This is a genomic window from Bradyrhizobium sp. UFLA05-112, assembly GCF_053572325.1.
In genome coordinates, this window is record NZ_JBANBK010000038.1 from 34,823 (window position 1) to 60,178 (window position 25,356).

Annotated in this window: 26 protein-coding genes and 1 pseudogene; 15 read left to right on the forward strand and 12 right to left on the reverse strand. The window is 61.7% G+C overall.

Translation table 11 applies throughout. The features are described 5' to 3' along the window. Positions 1-67: 67 nt before the first annotated feature. The gene (locus SO180_RS22105; protein ID WP_449380945.1) at positions 68-817 is read left to right on the forward strand and encodes an alpha/beta hydrolase family protein; all 750 of its coding nucleotides are present in this window, start codon (positions 68-70) and stop codon (positions 815-817) included. A 409-nt stretch (positions 818-1,226) separates the two neighbouring features. On the opposite strand, the gene SO180_RS22110 is transcribed toward SO180_RS22105, so the two are convergent. From SO180_RS22110 to SO180_RS22135, 6 genes are all read right to left on the reverse strand, one after another. Then, positions 1,227-1,439, reverse strand: coding sequence for a DUF3551 domain-containing protein (locus tag SO180_RS22110; protein ID WP_449380946.1), 213 nt, complete (start codon positions 1,437-1,439; stop codon positions 1,227-1,229). A gap of 50 nt (positions 1,440-1,489) precedes the next feature. Beyond that, entirely contained in the window at positions 1,490-1,846 is a 357-nt protein-coding gene (locus SO180_RS22115; RefSeq protein ID WP_449380947.1) for a hypothetical protein, read from the reverse strand. A gap of 188 nt (positions 1,847-2,034) precedes the next feature. Next, entirely contained in the window at positions 2,035-4,215 is a 2,181-nt protein-coding gene (locus SO180_RS22120) for an alkaline phosphatase family protein (protein ID WP_449380948.1), read from the reverse strand. Between the two features lie 330 nt (positions 4,216-4,545). Next, positions 4,546-4,806, reverse strand: coding sequence for a cupin domain-containing protein (locus SO180_RS22125; protein ID WP_449380949.1), 261 nt, complete (start codon positions 4,804-4,806; stop codon positions 4,546-4,548). A 193-nt stretch (positions 4,807-4,999) separates the two neighbouring features. Continuing rightward, complete coding sequence (locus SO180_RS22130; protein ID WP_449380991.1) at positions 5,000-5,818, reverse strand: DUF2927 domain-containing protein; 819 nt, start codon at positions 5,816-5,818, stop codon at positions 5,000-5,002. 227 nt (positions 5,819-6,045) lie between these two features. Then, on the reverse strand, positions 6,046-6,621 hold the full coding sequence (locus tag SO180_RS22135) for a L,D-transpeptidase (protein ID WP_449380950.1): 576 nt from the start codon (positions 6,619-6,621) through the stop codon (positions 6,046-6,048). Positions 6,622-6,883: 262 nt separating this feature from the next. Between SO180_RS22135 and SO180_RS22140 the strand changes: the two genes are divergently transcribed. The 4 genes from SO180_RS22140 (at position 6,884) to greA (ending at position 10,259) form a co-directional block, all read left to right on the forward strand. Continuing rightward, positions 6,884-8,431: an acetolactate synthase large subunit gene (locus tag SO180_RS22140; RefSeq protein WP_449380951.1), complete on the forward strand. Its 1,548-nt coding sequence runs from the start codon at positions 6,884-6,886 to the stop codon at positions 8,429-8,431. 215 nt (positions 8,432-8,646) lie between these two features. Beyond that, complete coding sequence (locus SO180_RS22145) at positions 8,647-9,165, forward strand: hypothetical protein (protein WP_449380952.1); 519 nt, start codon at positions 8,647-8,649, stop codon at positions 9,163-9,165. Positions 9,166-9,319: 154 nt separating this feature from the next. Beyond that, entirely contained in the window at positions 9,320-9,709 is a 390-nt protein-coding gene (locus tag SO180_RS22150) for a hypothetical protein (protein ID WP_449380953.1), read from the forward strand. Between the two features lie 67 nt (positions 9,710-9,776). Next, positions 9,777-10,259 (forward strand): transcription elongation factor GreA, encoded by a 483-nt coding sequence (gene greA / locus SO180_RS22155; RefSeq protein ID WP_449380954.1) that lies wholly within the window; start codon positions 9,777-9,779, stop codon positions 10,257-10,259. 366 nt (positions 10,260-10,625) lie between these two features. On the opposite strand, the gene SO180_RS22160 is transcribed toward greA, so the two are convergent. After that, positions 10,626-10,769 (reverse strand): LPXTG cell wall anchor domain-containing protein, encoded by a 144-nt coding sequence (locus tag SO180_RS22160; protein ID WP_449380955.1) that lies wholly within the window; start codon positions 10,767-10,769, stop codon positions 10,626-10,628. A gap of 381 nt (positions 10,770-11,150) precedes the next feature. On the opposite strand from SO180_RS22160, the gene SO180_RS22165 reads away from it, so the two are divergent. Beyond that, positions 11,151-11,357: a cold-shock protein gene (locus tag SO180_RS22165; protein WP_449380956.1), complete on the forward strand. Its 207-nt coding sequence runs from the start codon at positions 11,151-11,153 to the stop codon at positions 11,355-11,357. 30 nt (positions 11,358-11,387) lie between these two features. On the opposite strand, the gene SO180_RS22170 is transcribed toward SO180_RS22165, so the two are convergent. The 3 genes from SO180_RS22170 to SO180_RS22180 all read right to left on the reverse strand — a co-directional run bounded on the left by SO180_RS22170 (position 11,388) and on the right by SO180_RS22180 (position 13,988). Beyond that, a complete protein-coding gene (locus SO180_RS22170; RefSeq protein ID WP_449380957.1) occupies positions 11,388-11,564 on the reverse strand; it encodes a hypothetical protein in 177 nt (58 codons plus the stop codon). A 283-nt stretch (positions 11,565-11,847) separates the two neighbouring features. Next, positions 11,848-13,440, reverse strand: coding sequence for an ABC transporter substrate-binding protein (locus SO180_RS22175; protein ID WP_449380958.1), 1,593 nt, complete (start codon positions 13,438-13,440; stop codon positions 11,848-11,850). Next, on the reverse strand, positions 13,437-13,988 hold the full coding sequence (locus SO180_RS22180) for a MarR family winged helix-turn-helix transcriptional regulator (protein WP_449380959.1): 552 nt from the start codon (positions 13,986-13,988) through the stop codon (positions 13,437-13,439). The genes SO180_RS22175 and SO180_RS22180 overlap by 4 nt, the downstream gene beginning before the upstream one ends. Before the next feature lie 228 nt (positions 13,989-14,216). Between SO180_RS22180 and SO180_RS22185 the strand changes: the two genes are divergently transcribed. The 7 genes from SO180_RS22185 to SO180_RS22215 all read left to right on the forward strand — a co-directional run bounded on the left by SO180_RS22185 (position 14,217) and on the right by SO180_RS22215 (position 22,277). Then, the gene (locus SO180_RS22185; RefSeq protein ID WP_449380960.1) at positions 14,217-14,903 is read left to right on the forward strand and encodes a creatininase family protein; all 687 of its coding nucleotides are present in this window, start codon (positions 14,217-14,219) and stop codon (positions 14,901-14,903) included. 94 nt (positions 14,904-14,997) lie between these two features. Further along, positions 14,998-15,930, forward strand: coding sequence for an ABC transporter permease (locus tag SO180_RS22190; protein ID WP_449380992.1), 933 nt, complete (start codon positions 14,998-15,000; stop codon positions 15,928-15,930). After that, positions 15,930-16,805 (forward strand): ABC transporter permease, encoded by an 876-nt coding sequence (locus tag SO180_RS22195; protein ID WP_449380993.1) that lies wholly within the window; start codon positions 15,930-15,932, stop codon positions 16,803-16,805. The genes SO180_RS22190 and SO180_RS22195 overlap by 1 nt, the downstream gene beginning before the upstream one ends. Next, complete coding sequence (locus SO180_RS22200) at positions 16,802-18,529, forward strand: dipeptide ABC transporter ATP-binding protein (protein ID WP_449380961.1); 1,728 nt, start codon at positions 16,802-16,804, stop codon at positions 18,527-18,529. Before SO180_RS22195 ends, SO180_RS22200 begins: the two co-directional genes overlap by 4 nt. A gap of 360 nt (positions 18,530-18,889) precedes the next feature. Then, positions 18,890-20,218 (forward strand): tyrosine-type recombinase/integrase, encoded by a 1,329-nt coding sequence (locus SO180_RS22205; RefSeq protein WP_449380962.1) that lies wholly within the window; start codon positions 18,890-18,892, stop codon positions 20,216-20,218. A gap of 258 nt (positions 20,219-20,476) precedes the next feature. After that, positions 20,477-20,776: a hypothetical protein gene (locus SO180_RS22210; RefSeq protein WP_449380963.1), complete on the forward strand. Its 300-nt coding sequence runs from the start codon at positions 20,477-20,479 to the stop codon at positions 20,774-20,776. Positions 20,777-21,041: 265 nt separating this feature from the next. Beyond that, on the forward strand, positions 21,042-22,277 hold the full coding sequence (locus SO180_RS22215) for an AAA family ATPase (RefSeq protein WP_449380964.1): 1,236 nt from the start codon (positions 21,042-21,044) through the stop codon (positions 22,275-22,277). Positions 22,278-22,461: 184 nt separating this feature from the next. Here the strand turns inward: SO180_RS22215 and SO180_RS22220 are convergent, their stop codons facing one another. Then, complete coding sequence (locus SO180_RS22220; RefSeq protein WP_449380965.1) at positions 22,462-22,797, reverse strand: hypothetical protein; 336 nt, start codon at positions 22,795-22,797, stop codon at positions 22,462-22,464. A 196-nt stretch (positions 22,798-22,993) separates the two neighbouring features. Between SO180_RS22220 and SO180_RS22225 the strand changes: the two genes are divergently transcribed. Then, positions 22,994-23,458, forward strand: coding sequence for a hypothetical protein (locus SO180_RS22225; RefSeq protein ID WP_449380966.1), 465 nt, complete (start codon positions 22,994-22,996; stop codon positions 23,456-23,458). Positions 23,459-23,837: 379 nt separating this feature from the next. On the opposite strand, the pseudogene SO180_RS22230 reads toward SO180_RS22225, so the two are convergent. Continuing rightward, a pseudogene (locus tag SO180_RS22230) lies at positions 23,838-24,245 on the reverse strand (Ku protein); the annotation flags it as partial. 753 nt (positions 24,246-24,998) lie between these two features. Here SO180_RS22230 and SO180_RS22235 point away from each other — a divergent pair. Beyond that, positions 24,999-25,340: a class III extradiol ring-cleavage dioxygenase family protein gene (locus SO180_RS22235; RefSeq protein ID WP_449380967.1), complete on the forward strand. Its 342-nt coding sequence runs from the start codon at positions 24,999-25,001 to the stop codon at positions 25,338-25,340. The last annotated feature ends 16 nt before the right edge of the window (positions 25,341-25,356 follow it).

A 25,356-nucleotide genomic window follows, 5' to 3' on the forward strand; every position in this document is an offset into this window, starting at 1 on the left:
ACACTCCCGACACAATTCCGTCGCCGTTCGCTGATCAGCTCCGCCGCGGAAATGACAGGGGGCTTCCGTGGGACTCAAGACGTCGATCGCTTGTGCCTTGATCCTGTGTGGTCTCGTCGCTCCTGCAAGCGCTGCAGGCATCCAGCTTCTCGAATCAGATCCGGCGCTGCAGGGCGGCATCTGGTACCCCTGCGCGAGCGAGCCCAAAGTCTTGGCGCTCGGCAAACTTTCGGTGCCGGCCGAATTCGGCTTGAAGGGCGCGAAGGATTGTCCGATCGCGGGGACCGGGCTGCCGCTGGTCGTGTTCTCCCACGGGCGCGGTGCGTGGTTCGGCGCACATCATGACACGGCGGAGGCGCTGGCCGATGCCGGCTTCGTCGTCGCAGCCATCAATCATCCCGGCGACAACGCCAACGACTCCTCGCAGCGGGACAAGATCTCCGTCTGGGCGGCGCGTCCGGTCGATATGATCCATCTTGTCGATTTCATGCTGCACGACTGGAAGGACAAGGTAGCCATCGATCCCGCACGGGTCGGCTTCTTCGGCTTTTCGCTCGGCGCCTTCACCGGCCTCGTGCTGGTCGGAGGCAACGTGGACTTCCGCAGGCTGACCATCGTCTGCAAGGAGGATGACAGGACCGAGAATTGCGAGCGCGCGCAGCGGCGATGTGCCGCCGAGTCCGCCCCACGATCCGCGCATCAAGGCTGCCCTGCTCGCCGACACCGCATCGAATTGGGCTTTCAACCGTGCAGCTTTGAGCGGCATCCAGATTCCGCTGCAGATTTGGCGCTCGGAGTTCGGCGGCAACGGCGTTGACGCGAAGTTCACCGCGCTTACCGCCAGCCAGCTTCCCGGTTCGCCCGAAATCCACGTCGTGCCCGCCGGCCACTACGCGTTCCTCGCTCCCTGCTCGGCGGAGCTCGCAGCCGCCGTCCCGCGCATCGGCGGACTTCGACAGGGCCGCCTTCCACCGCGAGTTCAACCCCAGCGTCGTGCGGTTTTTCCGCGAGCATCTCGTCGGCGAGGGCGGAGCGCGGTAGCGCTACTCTTCGTATGGGCCGGTCATAGGGGCCTACAGCATGATCCGGAAAAGTGTGGAGCGGTTTTCCGAAAAGATCATGCTCAAACAACAACCTAAAGCGCGATGACGATTCATCCTAACCTCATCGCGCTTTAGTTAGTGGCCACGGTCTTGCCGCCGCGAACCACTCACCGGCAGTCCCTGTCAATACGGATTCTCCAGGCACATGGCCGCAAGTCCCGAGGCCGTCGCGCGGCACTGCTCTATCGAAACATAGCTGCAGTCGATGATGGTGAGGCCGCGCACATGCCATGACTGCAGGCACACCGGGTAGCGCGGATCGTAACGTTGCGCCGCGGCTGGTGCGGCCGCCTGCATCGTCGCGCCCGCCAGGATCAGCAAATGAAGCATGCGCATGATGTGACGACTTTCAAATTACGGTGGGCTCCTGGGATAGCATGGCCTGCCTACTGGATCGTTGCGTTCACGGTAATGATCGATCTCCCTGAGCCGTACGGACCCTCTCCCGAACCGTAGATGGCAAACGTGTCGCTGCCCTTGTAACCACGCGGCGCCGTGTAAGTGAAGGTCGTGACGTTGAGCTGCCTCAGCGCTCCGCGCTCAGGCTTCTGCGAAATGCCCGAGCTCTTCATCATACCCGGTATCCTGATCGGGAATTTGCACGTTTCGCCCGACCTGACGGCGAAGTAGGCCGTCATGTCGCCGCCGAAGCTGGATGGCGAGCCGGTGACCCGGCAGTCGGCCGCGAGAGCCGAAACCGGCGTCAAGCCCAGTGCAACCAGTGCCAGGACCGAAAACCGCATGGTCGACCTCCCGTGACTCGTGGGTCTCAGGACATAGAATCCGATCGCGCGAACCGCTCTTGATTTGAATCAAAGGCCGGCGCGAGAGCACCAGCGGGAGAGAGCCTTACGATTGCCGAGCTCCACAACGCTCCCATGGGCGCCGGTCGGCGCCCACAGGAATTGTTCTGAAGGATGGCGCCGGCTTGTCAGCGCAGGATTTCGCGCAGCACCTCGCCGTCGACGTGATGCGGCTTCACGCCCAGGATCTGCATGATGGTCGGCGCCACGTCGACATTGTGCATGCGCCGGATTGGCTCGCTGCGGATCTGCGGGCCGGCGGCAATGAAGGTTGCGCTCATCACCGGCAGCTCGGGATCATGGCCATGGGCGCCGTAGAAATTCGGCATCGACAGCGTGGTCGTGGCCGAATTGAACGGCGCATCGCCGAGGCGCGCGACGCCGGGGCTCTGGATGCCGTCGAAGTTGTAGCCCGGGGCCATCAGCGCGAACACATCACCGAAATCCTGGCCGATGGTCTTGCTGGTGCACTGCCCGGTCGCTGCCTCGCATTGCAGCGGCCGCGACTCCACCACCGTGAAGATCCGCCCGTCCGCAAGCGAGTAGTTGAATCGCGGGTTGGGATCGACCGCGCTCTTCACCGCATCGGTGATCTGCGCGACCAGCGCGTTGTAGGTCGCGGGATCAACGGTGCCGCCCGACTCGCGCTGCTGGAGGTTGACATAGATGTTGGCCGCCGGGCCCGAGGTGCGGATCCCCACCTTGCTGGTGTCGATGCCGGCATTGCGCAGGATATTGAGCATGCTTACCGAGGTGTGGAACGGCGCGAAACCGTGGTCCGACACCACGATGACGTTGCTGTCGCGGCCCGCCGTCTCAGCGATTCTCTTCACCGCCTTGTCGGCCGTCTGATAGGCGAACCGAATATATGAGGCGTAACGCGCGACCTTGGCCGGATCCTGGTTGGCGCCGATCGAGTTCGGGTCCTTGGGGTTGGTGCCCTGGCGGGGGTCGATGAGCAGGAACTGATGCTCGGAGCCGTCGGGTTGCTCGATATAGAGCATCACCAGATCGGCGTCGGGATGGTTCAGGATCGCACGCTCGCCGATATCGGCCTGGTAGCGAACGAAGGTCTTCACCATGTCCTCGAACATCGCTTCGATCTCGACGTCGGGGAAGTTGGTAAAGCCAGGGCTCAGCCGCTCCGGAATGCGGAAGTCGGCCTGCGGACGCCAGAAGCCGATATTGTTGTTGATGTCGTCGACGTCGTTCAGAACCGGCGTGTTGCGCGGGATGTAGTTGGCGCCGTAGCGTGCGAAGCGCACGATCGAGAGATCGGGCGCGAGCTGCGAGACGAAGTAGGCGGCGCCGACCTTGGCTCCGCTGCCTTCGAAGAAGAACGGCGCGTTCTCGCCGCCGAGCTTGGCATAGGCCGGTCCGGTCGACGGTGCGTGGAACGGTCCCGACGTGATGCCGCGCGTTGCGTCGAAGAACACCAGGGTGTCGTAGTTCACCTTGCCGTCATTGCTGGTGTCGATCGCGGCCGCCCGGATCGCATATTTGACGTCGAGCGTCGCCGCGCTGGTGCAGGTCGCGGTCGCCGCCGAAGCGCGCGAAAAAGTCTCGATCGGCGCTGACGTCGCCAGCACCGGGCTGTACGAGAACTGGCCGGCCGCCTGAAGCGCGGTGGCGACGGTCGGGTCGGGCGCGAAATCGCCCTTGGACAGCGAGAAGCCCTGGGCCCCGATGCCGCCGAACGCCCCGAACGGCACGGTGTAGTTGGTGACGCGGATGGGGCTCGCCGGCTGCACCACCGTGTTGTTGATCGAGATGTCGGCGCCGTCGCCGCCCGGCCACGTCGCGGTGGCGACCTTCTTGCCCTGCTGGCGCAGTTGCACCCACAGCGGCAATGCGGTCGGCTGGGGCGAAGGCCCGAGCGGGCTCTCCTGATAGCCGCCGATCGGCGCCGCAAAGCCGCTCAGGCTCGACGAGATCGGCGCGACGACCGCCTCGAAGGTATTCGACGGGATGTCGTTGTGCACGGCTGTCGAGCCGGTCGCGATCGCGATGTGCGACACCGCGGTGAGCGACGGCGAGGCCGTCACGTTCTGCATCGCCACCGCGCCGTGGCGGCTGAGCCGCGCCAGCCCGCCGTCGCGCGGCAGCACGCCCTCCTCGATGAATTTCTGGATGAAGTCGGGCTTGGCGCCGTCGAGCGAGATCAACACCACCTGCGGCGACTTGCGCCCATGACGGTTCCCATCGTGATCGCGATCATTGTCCTGTCCGGCGCGTGCCGGCGCCACAACGCCCAGCGATGCGGCGAGCGACATCGCGGATACCGAGAAGAGAAAGGTCTTCAGTTTCATGTGAACGCCCCATCCTCATTGCGCAACCTGCGCGGGTTTTTTCGGGAGGAGGCACCGAGTATCGGGATTGGCTGACGCGCATGTGACGCTTGGGCGACACGGGTAAAATAGGGACAGCGCGCGAGGAGCGCGGCTTGTGTTCTGCTCAGCTCGGGCATCTCCTGGCTAAACACGCCGCGCATGCTGACCGAGGCACTGGCGGCCGGCGGTGCCGAAACCAAGAGCGCTTTTTGAAGCGACAACGGGTATGAAAGAAGATCGATGTCGTTGCGATCAAGGCCGCATGGCGCGGCTGACGCTGCGCCTTGGTGAGCTGCGGTTTCAACGGTCTCAGGGATCCGTTGTGTAGGAGCGCCCGGGTTCGAGAGCGTAGATGGTCAGAAACCGGAGCGGGCGCTCCGGGTCACAATTGCGAAACAGGGTGTGGGGACTGTCGGAGCGATCCTGCAAGGTCTCGCCGGCTCGATATTGTCGCGGCTCATCGTCGCCATAGGCCGATTCGGCAACGCCTTCGACGATGAAGACCACGCCGCCGACCGGATGCCGGTGAAGCGGCGCGACGCCGCCGGGCGGATAGGTCACCTCGACCACGAGGAGCTCCCGCTGATCACCCGGCAATGCAAGGCGTTCGAGAACCCTGCGTGTGACACCCGCAAAGCCGGCTTGTTGTGCGCTTGCCAGCTGCTCTCACTCATCCGACATCCTTTTCTCGTCAATATCGAGGCGTTGCATCTCGATCAGACCGTGGTCCGACCGATGATGGGGATCGCGCGCCGACGCCGCTTCACTCCGCCAGATTATTGACCTGCTTCACCCACGCCCGCACGTCGGCGAGCACCTCGGGCAGAACGCTGCGGACCTCCAGCACCGTCATGCCTGCCTTGATGCGTGGATCGTAGAGCAGATTGAGGATGTACTGATCATAGACGTCGAAATAGCCCATCGACACATTGTCGTTGAACATGGTCCAGGGCACGCTCGCGGTGTCGTTGATCGGCCCGAGCGATTGCAAGAGCTCCTCATAGGCGCAGTCGAGGAAGACGAAGTCGCCATTGTCGACCGTCAGGATGACGTCGGAATGCTCGATCTCGAACTTCTCGTTCTTGCGGAAGCCGGAGAGGCATTGCGGATCGAGCGAGGAGCGGATCTCGCGCGCCTTCTCCGCACCATAGAACGTCGAGATGGTGCGATAGAGGTCGCGGTCGCGCACCAATTTGACGCGGACATTGGCGGCTTCGGCATCGTCGGTCATGGCGATGTCCAGATGCTGCACGCGCCGCGCAACATCGGCGACGACCTTGGCGAGTTGCGCCTTGCGGTCGGCGCGACCGTCAGTCTCGGCGAAGACGCGCACCGGCGCGTCGAATTTGCGGATGCGGTCGACGCGGCCAGCGAGGTGATATTCGGCGCCGAACGCGGTCTTGAGGAAGCCGTCGACGATCTCGCCGTCGGTGAAGCTCTTCCTCTCGCTGCGCTGGCGCGAGGCGATCGCCGGCAGGTCGCCGGCGGTAGCATTGGTGCAGACCTCGCCGGCACAGGTCAAAACCGCCAGCGCGAGAAGGGCGGTGCGACAGAAGGCTGAAGGGGGGCGACAAGCGTTCATCGTCATGCAACGCTGCCGCATTCGCACCTCGCACACAAGAGCGCAGCGGTCGCGGCTCCCGGTTCCAACTGCGTAGGACGGGCACACAGAGGGCGGGCAAAGCGACTTGTCCGCCGTAGCTCGTCGAGCGAAGGCGCAAGCGTGCCCACCGCTTTGGCAACCGTAATGGCGGTTGCAGAAAGTGGTGGGCACGGCGCTTCGCACCTTTGCCCACCCTTGAAGTGACCCTAGTTGTTTAGCACCACCACGGTGGTACCGACCGAGACGCGGCCATAGAGGTCGGTCACGTCGTCATTGGTCATGCGGAAGCAGCCGGAGGAGACTGCCTGTCCGATCGTCTCCGGCTCGTTGGAGCCGTGGATGCGGTAGAGCGTCGAGCCCAAATACATCGCACGCGCGCCGAGCGGGTTCTCGATACCGCCACGCATGTGGCGCGGCAGGTCCGGCCGGCGGGCGATCATCTGTGCCGGCGGCGTCCAGTCCGGCCACTCCTTCTTGGCGGAGATGCGATGCACGCCGCCCCAGCGGAAGCCGTCGCGGCCGACGCCGATGCCGTAGCGCAGTGCCTGGCCGTTCGACAACACGAGGTAGAGCCGCCGCTCGCCGGTGTTTATCACGATCGTGCCGGGGGCGTAGTTGGTGGGATACATGACGGTGCTGCGCGGGATCGGGCTCGCCCCGCCGCCGAGATAGCCGGTGGAGGCGGTGCCGGTGAAGTCGAACATCCCCGCTGCAGAGGCGCCGCTGGCGCCGATGGTCAGGACCGCAATGGCGGCGATCGGTGCGGCAAAAAACCGGTTCATTCGTTCCCCCAGTAAAAATCGATTCAATGGACGACCACAGGCCATATTTGCCGGCGTTTCGCAAGCCACGGCAGCGTGAGCACGTGCAATCCTTAACGATTGCCAAATGCGGAAACTTCGCAGGATCGCAAAGCCGTATTAGCCAAGAAGCCCCGTCGTCGCGCCCGGCAGGGCAGCAATGTCTGCTATTGCTTTGACGAAAACGGCGAACAATGGTTGATCGATACGGATCCAAAGCAAGAAAGCCGCGGGAGCTGAAACGATGAACGGTGCGGAAAGTCTGGTACGGACGCTGGTCAAGGGCGGGGTCGACATCTGCTTTACCAATCCCGGAACGTCCGAGATGCACTTTGTCGCGGCGCTCGATCGTGTTCCCGGCATGCGCTGCGTGCTCGGCCTGTTCGAGGGCGTGGTGACGGGTGCGGCCGACGGCTACTACCGCATGAAGGGCACGCCCGCCTCGACGCTGCTGCATCTCGGCCCCGGCCTCGCCAACGGTCTTGCGAACTTGCACAACGCCAAGAAGGCCCATTCCGGCATCGTCAACATCGTCGGCCAGCACGCCGGCTACCATATCGGCTACAACGCGCCGCTCACCTCCGACATCGAGGGCCTGGCGCGGCCGATGTCGTCCTGGGTGCGGACCTCGCCGGATGCCAAGTCGGTCGCTGCCGATGGCGCTGCGGCAATCGCCGCCGCCAAGAGCGCACCGGGGCAGATCGCGACGCTGATCCTGCCCGCCGACACCGCCTGGAACGAGGCCGATGGGATCGCCGAGGTGCCGGCGGAGAAGCAGCGCCCGTCCTATTCGCCGCAGGCCGTCGAGCTTGCTGCGAAAATCCTCCGCAATGACGGCAGCCGCACGCTTCTGCTGATGGTCGGCAGCGCGCTGAGCGAGCAGGGGCTGGCGCTGGCGCAGCGCATTGCCGGAAAGACCGGGTGTCAGGTGATGGGCCCGACCTTCCGCCCGCGCATGGCGCGCGGCCGCGGCCGCTTCTCGATCGACCGCATTCCCTATGTGATCGACCAGGCGCTGCCCCTGCTGAAGGATTTCCGTCACATCATCCTGGTCGAGGCCAACGATCCCGTCGCCTTCTTTGCCTACCCGAACAAGCCGAGCCTGCTCAAGCCCGAGGGCTGCGAGGTCCATCGCATGACCGAGTGGGGCGAGAACTCGGTCGCGGCGCTGGAAGCCCTGGCCGGCGCGCTGCATGCCTCCTCGCACGACGTCAAGCCGCAAAAACTCCAGGAACTGGTCAAGCCGAGCGGTGCGCTCAATTTCACCACCATCGCCCAGGCGATCGCCTATGCGATCCCCGAGAATGCGATCCTGATCGATGAATCCCTGACCACGGGGCGCGGCTTCTTCCCGCCGACCGCGGCGGCGGCACCGCATGACTGGATCCAGAACATGGGCGGCTCGATCGGCTTCTCGACGCCGCTTTCGATCGGTGCTGCGATTGCGTGTCCTGATCGCAAGGTCATGTGCATGGTCGGCGACGGCAGCGCGATGTACACGATTCAGTCGCTGTGGACGCAGGCCCGTGAAGGGCTCAACATCGTCACCATCGTGTTCGCCAACCGCATCTACCAGATCCTGCGCGGCGAGTTCGACGGCGTCGGCGCCGGCGAGCCAGGCCAGCGCGCGACCGACATGCTCAGGCTCGATCGCCCGACCCTCGATTTCGTGGCGCTGGCGAAGGGCATGGGCGTGCCGGGCCGTGCCGTGACCAACGCCGACGAACTCAACAAGGCGCTTGCGGAAGCCGTCGCCGAGCCGGGGCCGCGACTGATCGAAGTCGTGATGTGAGGTAGCTCCGATTGCTTCTGCTGTACCATCGGTACTCTCCCCTCATCCTGGGGAGCCCGCGATAAGCGGGCGTCTCGAAGGATGGCCGCGGATGAGATCCGGACCTTCATGGTTCGCTCGGCAATGCGAAGCATCGTCGGGAACAGGCGTTCGGCGCTCCTCACCATGAAGGGCTTGTAACGCGGCGAGATGAGAGCTTAGGGGCGGGCGGCACGATGAAGACCGAGCTGAACAAGGTGATCGCGGCGATCCGCGATCTCTACGCCCACGAAGACTTCCTATTCGAGAAGGATGTCGGCGAGCGCGCGGTCACCCACCGCTTCGCCGTTTATCTGGAGAAGCAGTTCTCCGGATGGGCGGTCGATTGCAACTACGACCGCCTCGGCGAGCGCACGCTGCACCTGCCGCGCGGCACGATCATCTCGACCGACGACCATTTGGGAAAATCGATCTATCCCGATGTCGTCGTGCATCAACGCGAGATCCCGAACAACCTGCTCGCCATCGAAATTCGCAATGCGAGCAATCACACCGCGATCGAGCACGACCAGCAGAAGCTGAAGGCGCTCACCGATCCCCATATCTGGTTCGCCTACCAGATCGGCGTTCTCCTCGTGCTTGCCAGGGCGAACGTAACGACCGCGGAAATCTATGCCGGCGGCGTGCTCGACCGGACGCAGACCGTCTGGTTCACGGAACGGTTGAAAGAGACCGGGCTCGGTGTGCCGCACTAAAGTCGATTGGTCTTAGTTGAATCGATTGGGCCGCGGGCTCGGTCAACCTCGACCACATGCGGCGCCCGCCTTATGGCCCGTGCTCGATGACTTGCACAGGTCCATCGCGCGGGATTAGCTTTCGTCGTTCTGATCAGGAACTTTGGAGGTTCTGATGCAAAGGTCATATTTGCTCGCCGCGAGTGCCGCATTCGCGCTCATGTTGCAGACGCCGATGGCGCTGGCCCAGGGCACCGACGGCACCACCACGCCGCCTGCGGCAACCACGCCGCCGCCTCAAGCCACGACCCCTGCGCCTGCTGCAACCACGACAGAGCCGGCCGCGACCACCCAGATCACCGCGCCGGCGACAACGACGCCCGCGACCGCCACGACCCCATCAACGGATTCGAAGAAGACCACCGAGAAGAAGCCGGCCAAGAAGAAGCAGATGACACGGCAGCAGGAGATCGACCATTCGATCGACAGCGGCACGGTTCCCTCGCGCTATCGCAGCTCGGTGCCGAAGCAGTATCAGCAATACATTCCGTTCGATAAGAAGTAGCGCGTGGTCGCGGGCGGCGCGATGTGACCACGTTGCGCTGCCTCTCAACAATCGACGAGGTCCTGGAGTGAGCGTCGCCTTTACCAAAGAAGAGAGTGCCGAAACCGCGTCCGAGACGTTGTTGCCGGATCGCCCGATTTCGCCGCATCCCAACCTGGTAACCCAATCAGGATTGCAGGCCTTGGAACTGCAGCTTCGGCAAGCGCGCGAGGCCTACGAGGCCGCGCAGCGCATCGAGGATGTCAACGAGAAGCGCCGGCAGTCGGCCGTCCCGTTGCGTGACGTTCGCTATCTCGCCGAAAGGCTGCGCACGGCCCAGCTGATCCCCAATCCGGCGTCGACCGAGAAGGTCGCCTTTGGCAGCACGGTGACGTTCAGCCGGGCCGACGGTCGCGTGCAGACCTATCGCATCGTAGGTGAAGATGAAGCCGATCCGAAGGCTGGGTCGATCTCCTTCGTAGCTCCGGTCGCGAAATCGCTGATCGGGAAGGCGGTCGGAGACGTCGTAGGTGCAGGCAATCAGGAGGTCGAGATTCTGTCGATCGCCTAACGGCGCGCGTGGAAGCGCTCCACAGGCACGGCTCGGCCCGTATTTTTGCGAAACCGGCGAGGCAAGGGCGTTCAGTTGCTCGGCCTCAACCTCCAGCCGTATTCCTGATGTGGGATCGTTGCAGTTATGTCGGCATCCCTGCTGGCCGAAAGGCGCCAAGCTGCCACCCCGTAACACAAGGTCAGGGTGAGGGCGATGGCAAGCAGAAGCATCGAGACGAAATGGCTCACGCGTGCGCACCCCATAATTTGAAACTACGAGGAGAGAGCGAGCACGGGTTGCCGATTCGGAAAATGCAGAAAGGCTGACCTAGTGCAGATTTTCCCCAGCAGTCATGAGGGTGAGCGCAACCGGATGCCGGGAAGGCTAGTTATCGGTATCGACTGACCGCTCGGCAGACGGCTCCCGTCGACGCGCAAAGAGCATACCGAGCGTCCCGATGATCACCAGGAACATGCCGGCGATCATCAGCCAATGAGGGAGCTGAAGCTGCAGCGCTTTGTCGAGCATCCTTGAGCCTCACTAAAATCCTTAGCTGGGGCCGACGGCGCTTATGAGACCAATCAAGATATGGTCTAGCGCGACGACAGTCCACAGGGTGGGTGAGGTGGAGGACAGGCCCGCGACAAAGATCCAGATACCGCCTCCCAAGAGGAGGGCCGAGATGGCGTAAGTGGCCGCTCTGTCCATTGGTCGACCCGCAAGGCAAGACAGGATCGATTGCGCCTGTAGGTGACTCGCGGCGGGCCGGAACGTTCCTACGGCCAGAGTGGTGGGTAGGCCGCTCTCGGCCGAGCGTCGGTGCCGCTCCTGCGTCGGGAAGCGAACAGTCAGGCGTCCGCGGTTAGGCTAGCCTTTGAGAGATACTTTGGTGATTCGGAGAATACGACATTGGCAATGGGTAAAGTGAAGTGGTTCAACGCGACCAAGGGCTATGGCTTCATTCAACCTGATGACGGTAGCTCAGATGTGTTCGTCCACATCAGCGCCGTCGAGAAAGCCGGCTATACGGGCTTGGCCGAGGGCGCGCGCATCAGCTACGAGCTGAAGGCTGGGCGCTCGGGCAAAATGTCTGCGGAAAGTCTGCGGATTGGGTGACGGCGCGCCGTCGTGCCCGGGGCGCGGCGATCAGGCGGCGACGTCGAACGACGCAATGAGGGCGCGCATATCATTTGCCAGGCCGCGATAGTGCTCGCCCATCCGAATGTATAGCTCGCGCTTGCCTCCATCCGCTCGCTTGGCAATCAAGTCGCATTCGTCAGCAAGGCTTTCAAAGCGTTCCAGCTTGGCTTGGAAACCAGTCATGGGCAGGCCCCGAACTCATTACTAAAAAAGGGATGAGGACCGTAATCGCTTGATTAGGTCAGAGCAAACATTGTTATCTCATATAATCATAATTTATTCGGCGTCCTGCATTTGAGCCCCCCAATCGATCGACACCTGTTGGTCTTCGGGGCTGCCGACTACGCCGCTTTGGAGAGGGGAAGCATGAAGGTGCCTTAAACCAGAGGCCGATGTCGGCCACGGATCAGCATGGTCGCCATGTGTCGGGAAAGCTGGGCCTGAACCCAGCCTTTGTTCTGAGTGCTCATTCGGCAGGCCGAATATCCGTGGCGAGCGTATCTTCGTCCGAGCGCGGCGTGATGTTCAACCCCTTCTTCATGCCCCAAGCCGAAACGACCGAAGCTATGGCAAGGTTCGGCCGATCGCTCGCGACCAACGCATTTGCATCTTCCAGATCTTTCCTGCGCTTTTCGCCGTTCATTTCGACGCTCGCGCTTTCAATCAGTGCGTCGAGCTGAGGATTGGCATAGTTGCGGACGTTGTACGCGCCGAGCTTCTTGTCCGGCGCATTCGAATGCACGAGCGAGGACAGAGTATAGTTGGATTCGCCTGTCAGCGTTCCCCAACCCGACATCGTCAGCGAATAGTCGCCGCGGGTATTCGCCGGGAAGAACACCGCGCCCGGCTGTGCATTCACCTGCACGTCGATGCCGATGGCGGTCAGCATCTGGGCGATGGCGGTGCCTGCCTCCTTGTCGCCCGGCAGGCGGTCGTTGGTAAAGGTGAGAACGACCTTGAAACCATCGGGATAGCCGGCTTCGGCGAGAAGCTTCTTTGCCCGCTTCGGGTCGGCGACCGTGGTCTTGAGATTGGTGTTATAGCCGAAGATGTTCGGCGTCACCAATTGAGACTGCGGCGTGCCCATGCCTTCCATCGCAACGTCGGCGATCGTCTCGCGATCGATCGCCAGATCGAAGGCTTCGCGGACGCGCGGATCCTGGAAGGGATTCTTCGCAAGGGCGGAGCCGTCCTTTGCCTTGATCTGCGGCGGCTTGTCGCGGAAGTCGAACGAGACATTGAAGGAATAGACGCTGTTTTCCCGTACGATTCTCAGCTTCGAATCGGTTTCCAGTGTCGGCACGTCGGAGGCCGGAATGCGGGCGATCAAATCGACCTGGCCGGCCTTGAGCTGCGCGACGCGAGCGGCATCGTTGGGGATCTCCTTGCGAACGACCTTGTCCCAAGGTTCCTTTACGCCCCAGTAGCCGTCGAAGCGCTGCAGCACTAATTGCTCCTTGGGGGTCCAAGATACGAATTTGTAAGGCCCGGTGCCGATGGCCGCCTTGCCGGAATTAAAACCCTCCGCCGCCTTTTCCGGCGTGTCGGAATAATCCTTGGCAGCGACATGCGAGACGATGAACAGGCGAACGAAATCATTGGGCAAGGTCGGTGCCGGGCCTTCAGTCTTGACGCGGACCGTATGGGCATCGACGACTTCGACGCTCTTTACACGGCGGACATAGATCGTTGTCGGATTGGGACCCGCGACATGCGGAATGCGTTCGATCGAGAACTTGACGTCGTCTGCGGTGAAATCGGAGCCATCGTGAAACTTGACGCCCTCACGCAGCTTGAACTCCCAGGTCGCATCGTCGATCGGCGTCCAGTTCGTCGCAAGTCCCGGCTGCAGTTCGAGTTTGTTGCCCGATTTTATCAGCGTGTCATAGATGTGTTTCATCGCCTCGGCATGGGTGCCGGCCGAGGTGAAGTCGGGGTCGATGGACAGCGGCCCGGCGCGCACACCGATCGTCAGGTCGGCTGCCGTGGCAAGACCGGAAACTGTGCTCAGCAATATCGGTGCAAGCGCAACGATGCGTGCACTTTGAAACAACCTCACTCTTCATGCTCCTCGGTAAGGATTGGGGGCCAATTGGGGGAATCCACGACAACCTTCGCCAGCAGCTCGGAAAGCATGAGCCGTTCCGCCGGGGTGAGTCCCGACATCATGACTCTTTCCCTTTCGATCATAGGCTGCATGGCTTGATCGACGATGCTTTTGCCTTCGTCGGTGATGTAAAGGACGAAGCTTCTTAAGTCCGCCGGATCGACTTCACGGCGAACGATGTTCTTATCGATCAGGCGCTGGATCGCGCGGCTGATCGTATTCTTGGGAAAGCCGGAGGAGCTGCAAATCGCGCTTGCCGTCAGACCGTCAGAGAGGCCGAGCGCGTAGATGACCACCACTTCCGGCCGGCTCACGCCATGCTCCCTCTCCAGGAGCCGGTAGATCGGCTCATTGAACTGGAGAGCCAGGAAGTTGATGCGAAACGACAGCCAGCACGGATTTTGCCATAGCTTGATCGCCACCAGATCTTCCACCGGCTGATCGCCCGCGGCGCGCTTTCCCCCTTCTCGCAATAGCTCTTCCAAAGCAAAATCCGACACCGAAGTCTCGCCTAGGGTCTTTCACGGCATAATTCAATTAGTCCCGTATGGAACTTGACTATGGATTATTTAGCCGTCAACTCCTTTTTTTTGTCCCTTTTGGAACGTTTTCAGAAGTTGAAGCGGTCGATCCGAGCATGAGAATGCTATGCCTCGACGGTATCGCGCAAAATCGTTGCGCTGATTGAGGCAGCTTTAGAACAGGAGGACTGTTTGAGGGTTCAGGACATGAATTGGCTGCAGCTCGAGCAGCAGGTCAAAAAAGACGATCGCTGCATCCTTCCGATCGGCAGCGTCGAGCAACATGCCTATCTCAGTCTCGCCACGGACATGGTTCTTGCCGAAAAAGTCGCGGTCGATGCAGCAGCCGGTCTCGGCATTCCGGTCTTTCCGGTGCTGGCTTATGGTCTGGCATCCTCCTTCGAAGCCTTTCCCGGTACGCTCAGCCTCTCGCTTTCGACCTATCTCGGCGTCATCCGTGATCTCCTGGACAGTCTTTATCGGTCGGGCTTTCGCCGCATCCTTGTGGTCAACGGCCATGGCGGCAATGCGCCGGCCGCTACGGTCATTTCTGAATGGCTGAACCTCCATCCCGACGCTTCGGTCAAATTCCATGACTGGTGGCGCGCGCCGCGCACCTGGGCCAAGGTGATGGAGCTCGATCCCGCGGCATCGCATGCCTCCTGGATGGAAAACTTTCCCTGGACGCGCACCAACGATCCCGCTCAGCCGCAATCGGCCAAGGCGCAGATCGATTTTGCCGCTCTTGCGCGTGTCGGCGCGGCGAAAAAGCGCGAATTGCTGGGCGACGGCAATTTCCATGGCCTCTATCAGCGAGCGGATGAGGACATGCATGCAATCTGGTCGGTTGCGGTCGCCGAGACGAGAGATTTGTTGGAAAGCGATTGGCACTGAGCGAACGAAGCGTCCGGATCGCCGGATGTAGGCGAAAGCCGAAGAATGGACAGATATGTTTGGCTTCATCCTCCAAAGAGCCTAGCAGGCCTGTATCGTGGTCGTTGCCATGTCGGCGCTGGTTTTCTGCGGCGTCTATGCCGTGGGCAATCCGGTGGATGTGTTGATCTCGCCTGATGCGACGCAGGACATCCGCGCCGCCGTCATCGCCCAATACGGTCTCGATCAGCCGCTGTGGCAGCAATATCTGCGTTTTCTCGGCCGCCTGGCCCATAGCGATTTCGGCCGGTCCTTCGTTTACAACATGCCGGTCAGCGAGCTCATCCTCTCGCGTCTGCCTGCGACCCTGGAACTGACCTTGGCCGCCGTGCTGTTTGCCAGCCTCGCCGGAGTGCCGATCGGCATGTATGCGGGCTATCGGCCGCATAGTTTTGTCTCGCGCGCGATCATGGCCTTGTCGATCCTCGGCTTCTCCGTTCCGACATTCTGGTTCGGCCTGATGTTGATCATGCTCTTCGCGGTCCAGTGTGGCTGCATGCCGGCCGGCGGCCGCGGCGAGACCGTCAGCCTGTTTGGCGCAGAGTTCAGTTTCCTGACCACCGACGGCCTTTCGCATCTTGTCCTGCCTGCTCTCAATCTGGCACTTGTCAAGTTCTCGCTGATGATCCGTCTTGCCCGCGCGGGCACGCGCGAACTGATGCTGAGCGATACGGTGAAATTCGCGCGTGCCGCCGGCATTTCGGAATTCATCATCCTGCGCCGCCACGTTCTGAGGCTGATCTCCATTCCACTTGTCACGGTCTTCGGTCTAGAGCTCGGCTCCACTCTCGCTTTCGCCGTAGTGACCGAAACGATCTTCTCTTGGCCCGGGCTCGGTAAGCTCATCATCGACAGCATCACCTCGCTCGACCGGCCTGTCATGGTTGCCTATCTCATGTTGATTGCCCTGCTGTTCATCTTCATCAATCTTGTGGTCGATCTCACTTATGCCTTGCTCGATCCGCGTCTTCGGAAAGGGCGGGCATGATGAGCAACACTCCTTTTTCCCGCTTTCTCGACGACTTCAGGAAAAACAAGCTCGCCGCCGGCGCAGCAATCGTCGTCGTCTTGATCGTCGTCCTGGCTGTCGTCGCCCCGTTGGTGACACCGCAGGATCCCTATGATCTCGCCCATCTGGTGCTGCGCGATGCGCGGCGGGCGCCAGGCTATGTCGGAAGCGCCGGTTATACGCATTGGCTCGGTACGGATTCGCAAGGTCGCGATCTTCTGTCGGCAATCATCTACGGCCTTCGCATTTCGCTGCAAATGGGTGTGATCGCCGGCGCTGTTGCCTTTGCGCTCGGTGCGCTGGTTGGCTGCACGGCGGCCTATGTCGGCGGGAGAGTGGAGAGCGTCGTGATGCGGCTTGTCGATTTGCAGCTTTCCTTTCCGGCAATCCTGCTCGCTTTCGTGATCGCCGCGCTGCTCGGCCAGGGACGCTACCAACTGATCCTGGCTCTGATCTTTGCGCAATATGCTTATTTCGCCCGTACCGCCCATGGCACGGCCGTCGCGGAACGGCAGAAGGACTATATCGAGGCTGCGCTTTCGATCCCGCTATCGCCTTGGCGCGTCGTTTTCAAACATATATTGCCGAATTCGCTGCCGCCGCTGATCGTCGTGGCGACAGTGCAGATTGCCAGCGCCATCTCTCTCGAAGCAACGCTCTCCTTCCTCGGTGTCGGTCTTCCGCCGTCGGAGCCGTCGCTTGGCATGTTGATCGCCAACGGCTTCCAATATCTGCTTTCCGGACGCTACTGGATCTCGATCTACCCCGGTCTGGCGCTGATCCTGTTCATCGTGTCGCTCAATCTGGTCGGCGATCAGATCCGCGACCAGCTCAATCCGAGGCTCCGCCGATGATCGCCCCGCCATTCGACGAGACGAGGCGCCCGCTGCTTGACGTCAGCAATCTGAAGACCTGGTTTCGGGGTAACCGGGGCGAGGTGAGGGCGGTGGACGGCGTGTCCTTCTCGGTCTCGCCGGGCGAAGTGCTTGGCATTGTCGGGGAATCCGGTTCCGGCAAGTCGGCGACCGGCTTTTCGATCATTGGGCTGATCGATGAACCTGGCCGCATCGTGGAAGGGTCGATCAAGCTCGAAGGTCGCGAATTGATCGGCCTGCCGCAGGAAGAGCTGCGGAGAATCCGGGGCAAGACCATTTCCATGGTCTTCCAGGATCCCATGGTGGCGCTCAATCCGGTGTTGAGCATCGGCACGCAGATCAGGCTCGGGCTGGAAGCCCATGAACGGATCGGCCCAAAGGAAGCCCGCGAAAGGGCGATCGTCGCCTTGGCCCGGATGCGCATCAGGCAACCCGAGCAAAAGGTCGATTTCTTTCCCCACCAGTTTTCCGGCGGCATGCGGCAGCGGGTCGCGATCGCGATCGCGCTTCTGCATCGGCCGAAGCTCGTCATCTGCGACGAACCCACGACGGCACTCGATGTTTCGATTCAGGCTGAAATCCTGAGCGAGATGAAGGCGCAGGTCTCCGATCTGGGCACGGCGCTGATATGGATCAGCCATGATCTCGCAACTGTCGCCTCCATCGCTGATCGCGTCGCGGTGATGCGGTCAGGCCATATCGTCGAAAGCGGACCCGCACTTGCTGTCCTGACCAAGCCACAGCACGACTATACCAAGACCCTGCTGAATGCTTTGCCCTCGAGGGCCAGCCCCGGTCAGCTGCTGACGCGCCGCGCCGGCGTTCCCGATGCAGCGCCGCCGGCGCGAAAGGTGGCCTCCGGCGAAGTCCTCGCGCTCGGCAGTCCCTATCTCGTCATAAGCGATGCGATCAAGACATTCGCAAAGCCGGCAAACCTGTTCGCAAGACTGCAGTTTCGGCTCGCCGGCTCGAATCCACCATCGACGCCTAATGCCGTCGATGGTGTCGACATCGTCTTGAACAGGGGGGAAGTTCTCGGCCTTGTGGGCGAATCGGGATCGGGAAAATCCACGCTCGGGCGGATGGCAGCCGGCATCATGGCACCGACATCAGGTAGCGTGCGGCTCGCCGGTCAGCCGGTGATGAGCTCCGGCACGATGCCACGCAAGATCACCACGCGCGTACAGACCATCTTTCAGGATCCTTTCGCCTCGCTGAATGGCCGCATGCGTATCGGAGAAACCCTGTCCGAAGGACCGCTGGCGCACCGCCTGATCAGCCGCGGCGAGGCCGCAGACTACGTCAGGCAATGGCTCGCGGCTGTGGGCCTCGATCCGGCTTATGCCAACCGCTTTCCTCACCAGTTTTCCGGCGGTCAACGGCAGCGCATCGCCATTGCGCGAGCGCTTGCGATGCAGCCAGACATCGTCGTTTGCGACGAACCGGTCGCCTCGCTCGATGTCTCCATCCAGGCGCAGATCATCAATCTGCTCATCCGCCTGCGATCCGAGCTCGATCTGTCCCTCATCTTCATCAGCCACGATCTGTCGATTGTCCGGCATCTTTGCGATCGCGTGGCGATCATGCACCGTGGGCGGATCGTAGAGGAAGGCGCGGCGGAAGCCATTTATGCCAGGCCACAGAATGATTACACGAAGCGGCTGCTTGCCGCGGTACCGATGCTTCCTCGGATGATCGAATGACCAAAATCAACTTGCTCTGACAAAGACGTCACAAGAATAACGGTATGTATGTAGATGATGGCCCGCAGAGTTCGCACGCGGCCATTGGCCGGGGGCACACGTTTAGGGGATTAATTCGCTAATGGTGGGCGCACAAGGGATCGAACCTTGGACCTCTCCCGTGTGAAGGAAGGTTTGACGCTTTTGACGATCAATGACTGTCGCGAGTCAAAATCCAGAAAAGCCCTTGTATTTCAAGTAATTTTTGCCCAAATTGGCAATGACGGTCAACGACCGTCGATAGTGCCCGTGGTTGGTGCCTGATCAGTGCCAGGCACCATTTTTCCTCTGGGCACCAACCTAGCCAAACGGGACAAGGACGTGACCGGCAAGCCCGAGAGGGTCGAACTCACCGACGCCATCATCGAGAAGGCAACCTGCCCGGAGGGCAAGGCGCAGGCCTACCTCCGCGATTCTAAGCAGGGCGGCTTTGCGGTGCGCGTGCGCGCCAGCGGGGCCAAAACCTACGTGCTGGAGCACACCCGTCCCGGCCATAAGGGCACGTTCCGCACAACCATCATCGCAGTTGGCAAAATCACGCTGGCCGAGGCGAGGAGACAGGCGAAAATTCTCGCGGGCAAGCACGCGATGCGCACCGACCTGGTTGTGATGAGGCGCGAGGAAAAGCAAGCTGCCGCCGCCAAGGCCAATGCGGCGACCTTGGGCGCGCTGATCGCAGGGGATGGTGCCTATGAGGCCAGCCTGAAAGCGCGTGGGGTGGTGAACACCGCAACGGCCCTGAGCGCCCTTCGACGCAATCTGCTGCCGGCCCACAAATTGACCGATCTGCGCGAACTGACGCGGCTCGACATCACGAGCGCGATGGGCAAGCTGACCGATGCCGGCAAGCCGGGCGCAGCCGCCGACCTCCGCAAGCACGCCAACACGTTCTTGGTGTGGGCACAGGGGCAGGGCCATGTCGATCACAACGTGCTTGCGGGCTTCCGGCAGCCCAAACAGACCCGCGCGCAACGGCTCGGCCGCAAGTCCAAGCAGCGCGCTCTGCCCGACGACGAGATCAAGCAGGTCTGGGACGCCGCCGGCCGGCTCGGCGCGTTCGGTCTCTTGGTCCGCCTCTGCCTGCTCGGCGGGCCGCGCCGCTCGGAGCCCACCTTCGTTGAATGGAAGAAGCACGTCATGGCCGATCGCCTGACCTTCGACGAGAACTGGACCAAGATGGGCCTGCATCACGACATTCCGCACACCGCGCTGGTTGATCAGGTCTTGGACGATGCCAAGCGCTTTCAGCGCGCCACGGCCGATTTGGTTTTTCCCGGTCAGCGCGGCACGCCGATCAGCGGCTTCACCAAGTTGGTCGATCGCCTCGTCAAAGAGTCAGGTACTGCCAAATGGACGATGCACGATCTCCGTCGCACGCTCAGAACCGTGATGTCCAAATGCGGTTACGACAACGATATCCAGCGGCTTTGCATCGGGCAGAAGCCGCGCGGTATCGATCAGGTTTACAACAAGGATGAGGCCTGGGCGATCCGCAAGATGGCCTTTGAGGCCGCGCACGCCTACATCGCAGCCGTGATCGAGGGCAAGAGCACCGAGGCTGTCTTGAAGCATCAGCGCGCCGTCAATCCGCAGAACGCACGCAAGATCGAACTGTTGGCGCGGCTGGCGGCGCTGCATGCGGAAGGATGATTTCGCCGCCCCTTGCGGCGCGACGCGGATTGCTAACGGTCGCTTGTGGAGACGCACATTGCCGTTAGGCCTCTAGAAATTAATGGAAATTTCTTGCGCGAATTCGTGATTAGACACGCCTGTCATCATGATCGTTGCCATGCGATGACATGCGCTGGCGTCTCAGGACCAGTCAAAAATTCGCGATTGGTTCGCGCGCGCAAATCATCCAGATTGCAAAAGCCTACCCGCCCCAACGCTTTGTGAAAGGGATCAACGATGCACGATCCGACGATGGCGGCTGTGCGCGCCGCGCGCAAACCGCGCGTCCCGAACAAGAAGCCGCGCATCCAAAAATCCGGCACGCCGCCGCCGCCCGCGTTCGATCTCGACGCACTGCCCGACAGCGCGTTCTTGACCTCCGAGGAGGTGGCGTCGGTGTTGCGCCGGTCGATCGCGACGGTGCGGTTCTGGCGGCAGGACCCCGATCACCCGCTGCGATGGGAATACATCGATGGCAAGCCACTCTGTCGTGTGCGCGTTCTCCGTGGCTACATCGCGGATCGCACTTCGCGGTGACGGAAACCAACCGAGTTGCCGGAATTCCGGCAACTCAAAAGGAGATCGCCGATCAAACTAAAGGACGGCAAGCATGCCGACCGGCAACTAGACGGCCGCCACGCGGGACAAACGCGGGCGGCCGAGAACGCAGAGAGAATGTTGAGCGAGTGACGATCAACAATCGCGCAACAGCAATTTAACAACTCTCTCGGCGCTTCTCAAGTTCGCTTAGCTTTGCGCGCGGTGCGCGGCCCCTTCGCTCATTGGAAGGGTCTACGGCGCCATGACTAACAACGCGGCCTATCAATCGTCTAAAGCGGTCAAATCGCTCCCCTTCACCACATTCGACGACATCGACGTCGTTGCGACCAGGCGCTCTATTTTCAAAGGTCTGATCGCGCGCGGCGAAATATCGTCCTGGATCGGGCCACCCGGCAGCGGCAAGTCGTCGCTGGTCGATGACCTTGCGGTGCATTGTGCGCAAGGCAAGGATTGCTTCGGGCACCGCGCTAGGGAGATGGGCGGTGTTCTCATCATCGCGCTGGAGCGCGCCGATCTGCACAAGCGGCGTCTCGCCGTATACCGGCAACGCGACGGTGTGAAGGGCCTTCCCATCGCCGTCGCCGGCACGGTGATCGACCTGATGCGTCCGTATTGTATCGACACCATCGTCGCGACCGTGCGGGCGGCCGAAAGCAGATTCAATTGCCCGTTCGGCATGGTGGTAATCGATACCTACAACAAGGCCATCGCGATCGGCGGCGGCGACGAGGACAAGGCCAGGGACCAGAACATCGTTGCCGCCAATCTGCGCAGTGTGCAGGAAAAACTCGACGTCCACATCGCACTTGTCGGCCACACCGGCAAGGACCAAACGCGCGGTGCGCGTGGATCGAACGCGCACCTGGGTGACGTCGATGTGATGATCCAGATCAGCGGCGATGGCCCGGTCAAGGTGGCGAAGGTCACCAAGGCGAACGATCAGCCCGAACGCGACCTGGTGACGTTCCGCCTTGGGCCGTTCGTCCTGGGCCATGACGAGGACGGCGACCCGGTCGACGTGGCGGTGATCGAGCCCGTCACCGGAAGTGGGACCGGCACGGCCACCAAGGCGAAGCCGTCCAAGCTGACCGAATTGCAAAGGGCCGGGCTACGCGAGCTCTACGAATGTATTGCCGACCATGCCGAGCCGCCGCCCAACGACCCGCACTGCCCGCCCGGCTCGAAAGGCGTCAGCCTCGACACGTGGCGGGAACGCATGAGGAAGCGATCGGTGATCGGCGGCAAGGGTGAGCGTGCGCAATTCATGCGGATGAAGAGAGGCCTGTGCGCCAAGGATCGGATCGGAATTTGGGATGAATTTGTATGGGTTGGCCGCGCCGAGCCGCGACAGAGGGGCACCCCTAACCATGCGGAGCCGGGGCCACAATCCTTTGACAACAACGACGATGACGACAGTGCCAGCCATGTCCTCCACGAAGCCTGCGCCTCTGTCTTCCATGGGCGTAGCAAAGCGTAGCAGAACGTAGCAATGCTACAGCCTGCTACGCGTAGCATCCGTAACACACCCCTATAAGGGGTGTTACGTGATACGCAGCAGGAAACGGTTACTGAGGAGTATGTGGCAAGGAAGACGCACATATGGATGATAGACGGTTCCCGTTTGTGCTATTTTCACACTCATCATGCCGGGCTGCTTTGGACTAAAAGAGGATCAGCACCACATTCACATGCCGGTGGAACGGTTCGTGCAGAGCCATCCATGCCTCGACGTGTTCGAACTCTATCGGGAGGGCCTGCTCGTGCCGGGCGCTTCGGCGACGCTGCAAACGGCGCACTGGGGGTGCCGGCTCGCCGTGCGCGAGGCCGGAAAAGTTTTCATCGATGAGACCGGCATTGCGATACGGTCGCACGCCTTGGGTATGCCGGTGTTCGTCTGTCCGCTCTGCGGGCGCGATCGATATCGGCTTTACGTGGTCGGCAACGAGTGGGCGTGCCGGACCTGTCATCGGCTCGACTATGCCTGTCGTCATCGGCATCGTTCGATCCACGGCTATGCGCGGCTGCTTTGGCTAAGGCAACGCCTTGGTGTTGAAGCGCGGCCTCTCGCGACATTGCCAGACTATCCGAGGTCGCACACGCGCAAGCGAAGGCTCGCTGCCGAGATCAGGGCACTTGAAGCACGGCTGATCGGTCACCTTCGCCACGACGTGAACGATGTGCTAGAACGGCGGCATGCACGAGAACAGCGACAAGATCATGCAGGCCGTCATGGCGGGCCGCACGGTCAGCGAGATCGCGGCTGAGCAGGGCATGAGTGAACAAGCCGCGCTGGCGCTGGTCGACCGGCATGCCGCGAAGTGGTTCGACGGCCCGGCGTTGCGGCGCGAGCTCCTTTATGAGGTCGCGAGATTGGATAGCCTGATTGCCCGGTATCATGCCCTTGCCATGGAAGGCAAAGGTAACGTCGAAGCTGCGGCGATCTACTTAAAGGCGCTGATGCGCAAATCCGTCATGACCGGTCTGGAAGCTCCGGCCACCCAGGCGGCGGTGATTTTGCACAGGGTTGAGGAGGTGCAGGTGCATAAGACCTCGACCGAGGAAGCCCGCGCCAGACTTGACGCCTTCATGGGCGTTTCGGTCCGCGACAAGCGTGGACCGGACGACGAAAGCAATTCTGGCAATCCGAAGTCGTATTGAGCCCGTCCCTCTGTCAGGGACGGCTCGCGCGGCCATCACTCAATCATATCAATTACTTGATCGTGTGGGCACCCTTGCGGCCATCGCTCGGCACTATCCAGGCACCAACCATTGCAGGCGGTTTGACGTGTGCCTTTTCGATTAACCGAAACATTCGACTAACCCCCTGGGGGGTTGTTTTTTAGGGCGTGAATAGGCTCGACGTGAGCCGGCGGCTCGCCCCCGCCACTCGGGGTCCTAAAATCCAAGAGTTTCATTTTCGAAACTTCTTCGACCCGACGGGACGACCCGTCGCTCCGACAGGGTTCATCGACTCTACTTCCCGCCGGGCTCTACCTCACCGGCCCACCCCTCCGACCCGACCGGACCCGTGGTGCCGATAGGGCTCGGAGCCCTTCTCGGGCTCGAAGCGCCCCGCCTTCTGGTTCACGATGCGCCGGGCGAGATCGAGCATGTCCTTCGTCACTTTGACGTCCTGGATCTCGTCGAAATACTCCTGCTCCCCGCGCACCTCGTAGGGGTAGCGGAGCAGCGTGCCGACTAGACCCTTGTCGAGCGGTTCGAGCGCGATGATGTGCTCGCGGTTGGTCAGCACCACCCGACCGATCGCGACCTTGTCCATCTCGCGGATGGTCTCACGGATGACCGCGAACGCGTCGTGCCCGACCTTGCCGTCTGGACGGATGTAGTAGGGCCGGATCAAGTAGCGCGGGTCGATATCGGCCTTGTCGACGAATTCGTCGATCTCGATGGTGCGCGTGGACTTCTCCAGCGCAGCTTGCGGCATTGCAGTCCAGCACAATGATCTTGTGCAGCCCCTGACAGTTTCGGAAGCGGCGCGCCCAGGTATTCTTGCCTCCAGAAAAGATGACTAAAGGCTGCTTTCACTTCCGTGAACTTTCGGATCTGATGGAGAGAATGTGGCTCATCCGTGCCTCGGAGGAGCGGCTCGCCAGGTTCACAAAAGATGGCGAATTGCTGGGAGCTGTGCATCTTTCTCCAAGGGCATTCTTGGCGCGACCGGAATAGTTGGCGGCGGCTTCGGCATCGCGACCGGCGCGGCATTCGGAGCCAAACTTCGCGGTGACGGCCGTCTCGCGGTTTGCAGGTGAAAAGCGTGATTGCTGAGCCGCCTTGATGTCGCAGGTGCCACGAACCGGGACGGAGACTACGCCATGAAGAAGTTCATCCCTGCATTTCTGTTACAGCTCTTCTGTTCGCCGCCGCACCCGCTGCTGCGCAGAGCAAGGGCAGCAATAGCTGCTGCTGCACAGTTACCACCACGCCAGGGCCGAACGGCCAACCTGCCTGCCCTCACTCCTGCTCGTAGCGAACCTGCAACTGAACCTTGGGACCCCTCCCTTTTGGTGTCCTTCCTCAAAGGAAACACTGACGCGGATGTCCCGTACTTCGGCGGATTTGGAGTGCCAGGAGGGCGAAGGTGAATCCGCGCTACGTAACAGATACTCAGGGCGCCGAGCCATGAGAGTGTTGACTGTCGAAAAAGAAGGAAACGAACTGCATTTGAGCTCGTCCTTGCATGTCCTGGAATTCCGGCAATCTGGACCACGGTCGTACACCACCGGCAAAGGCGTGCGCCGTCTCGCTGCCGAGTCTCTTGCCTCGTGAATGCCGAGATCAACATCCGGATCGCTACCCCTTTTTCGACGCTTGGCTCGCCGAGAGCGTGGCGCTGGACGGCGCCGAACGCGCCACGCGCTTCGAACTCTGGGCGGATGCTCCCGCGGGCCGTTTCTCGTATCGAGAGGCAGAGCATCTGCTGCTGCTGATGGTCGCCGCCGGCTCCGCGGAGAGGCGTGGGGAGCGTATCTATTCCGGCGAAGTACTCGCCACCGCCATTTCCGGTTTTCGTTTCAACTGATCGCTAAGGAGACTAC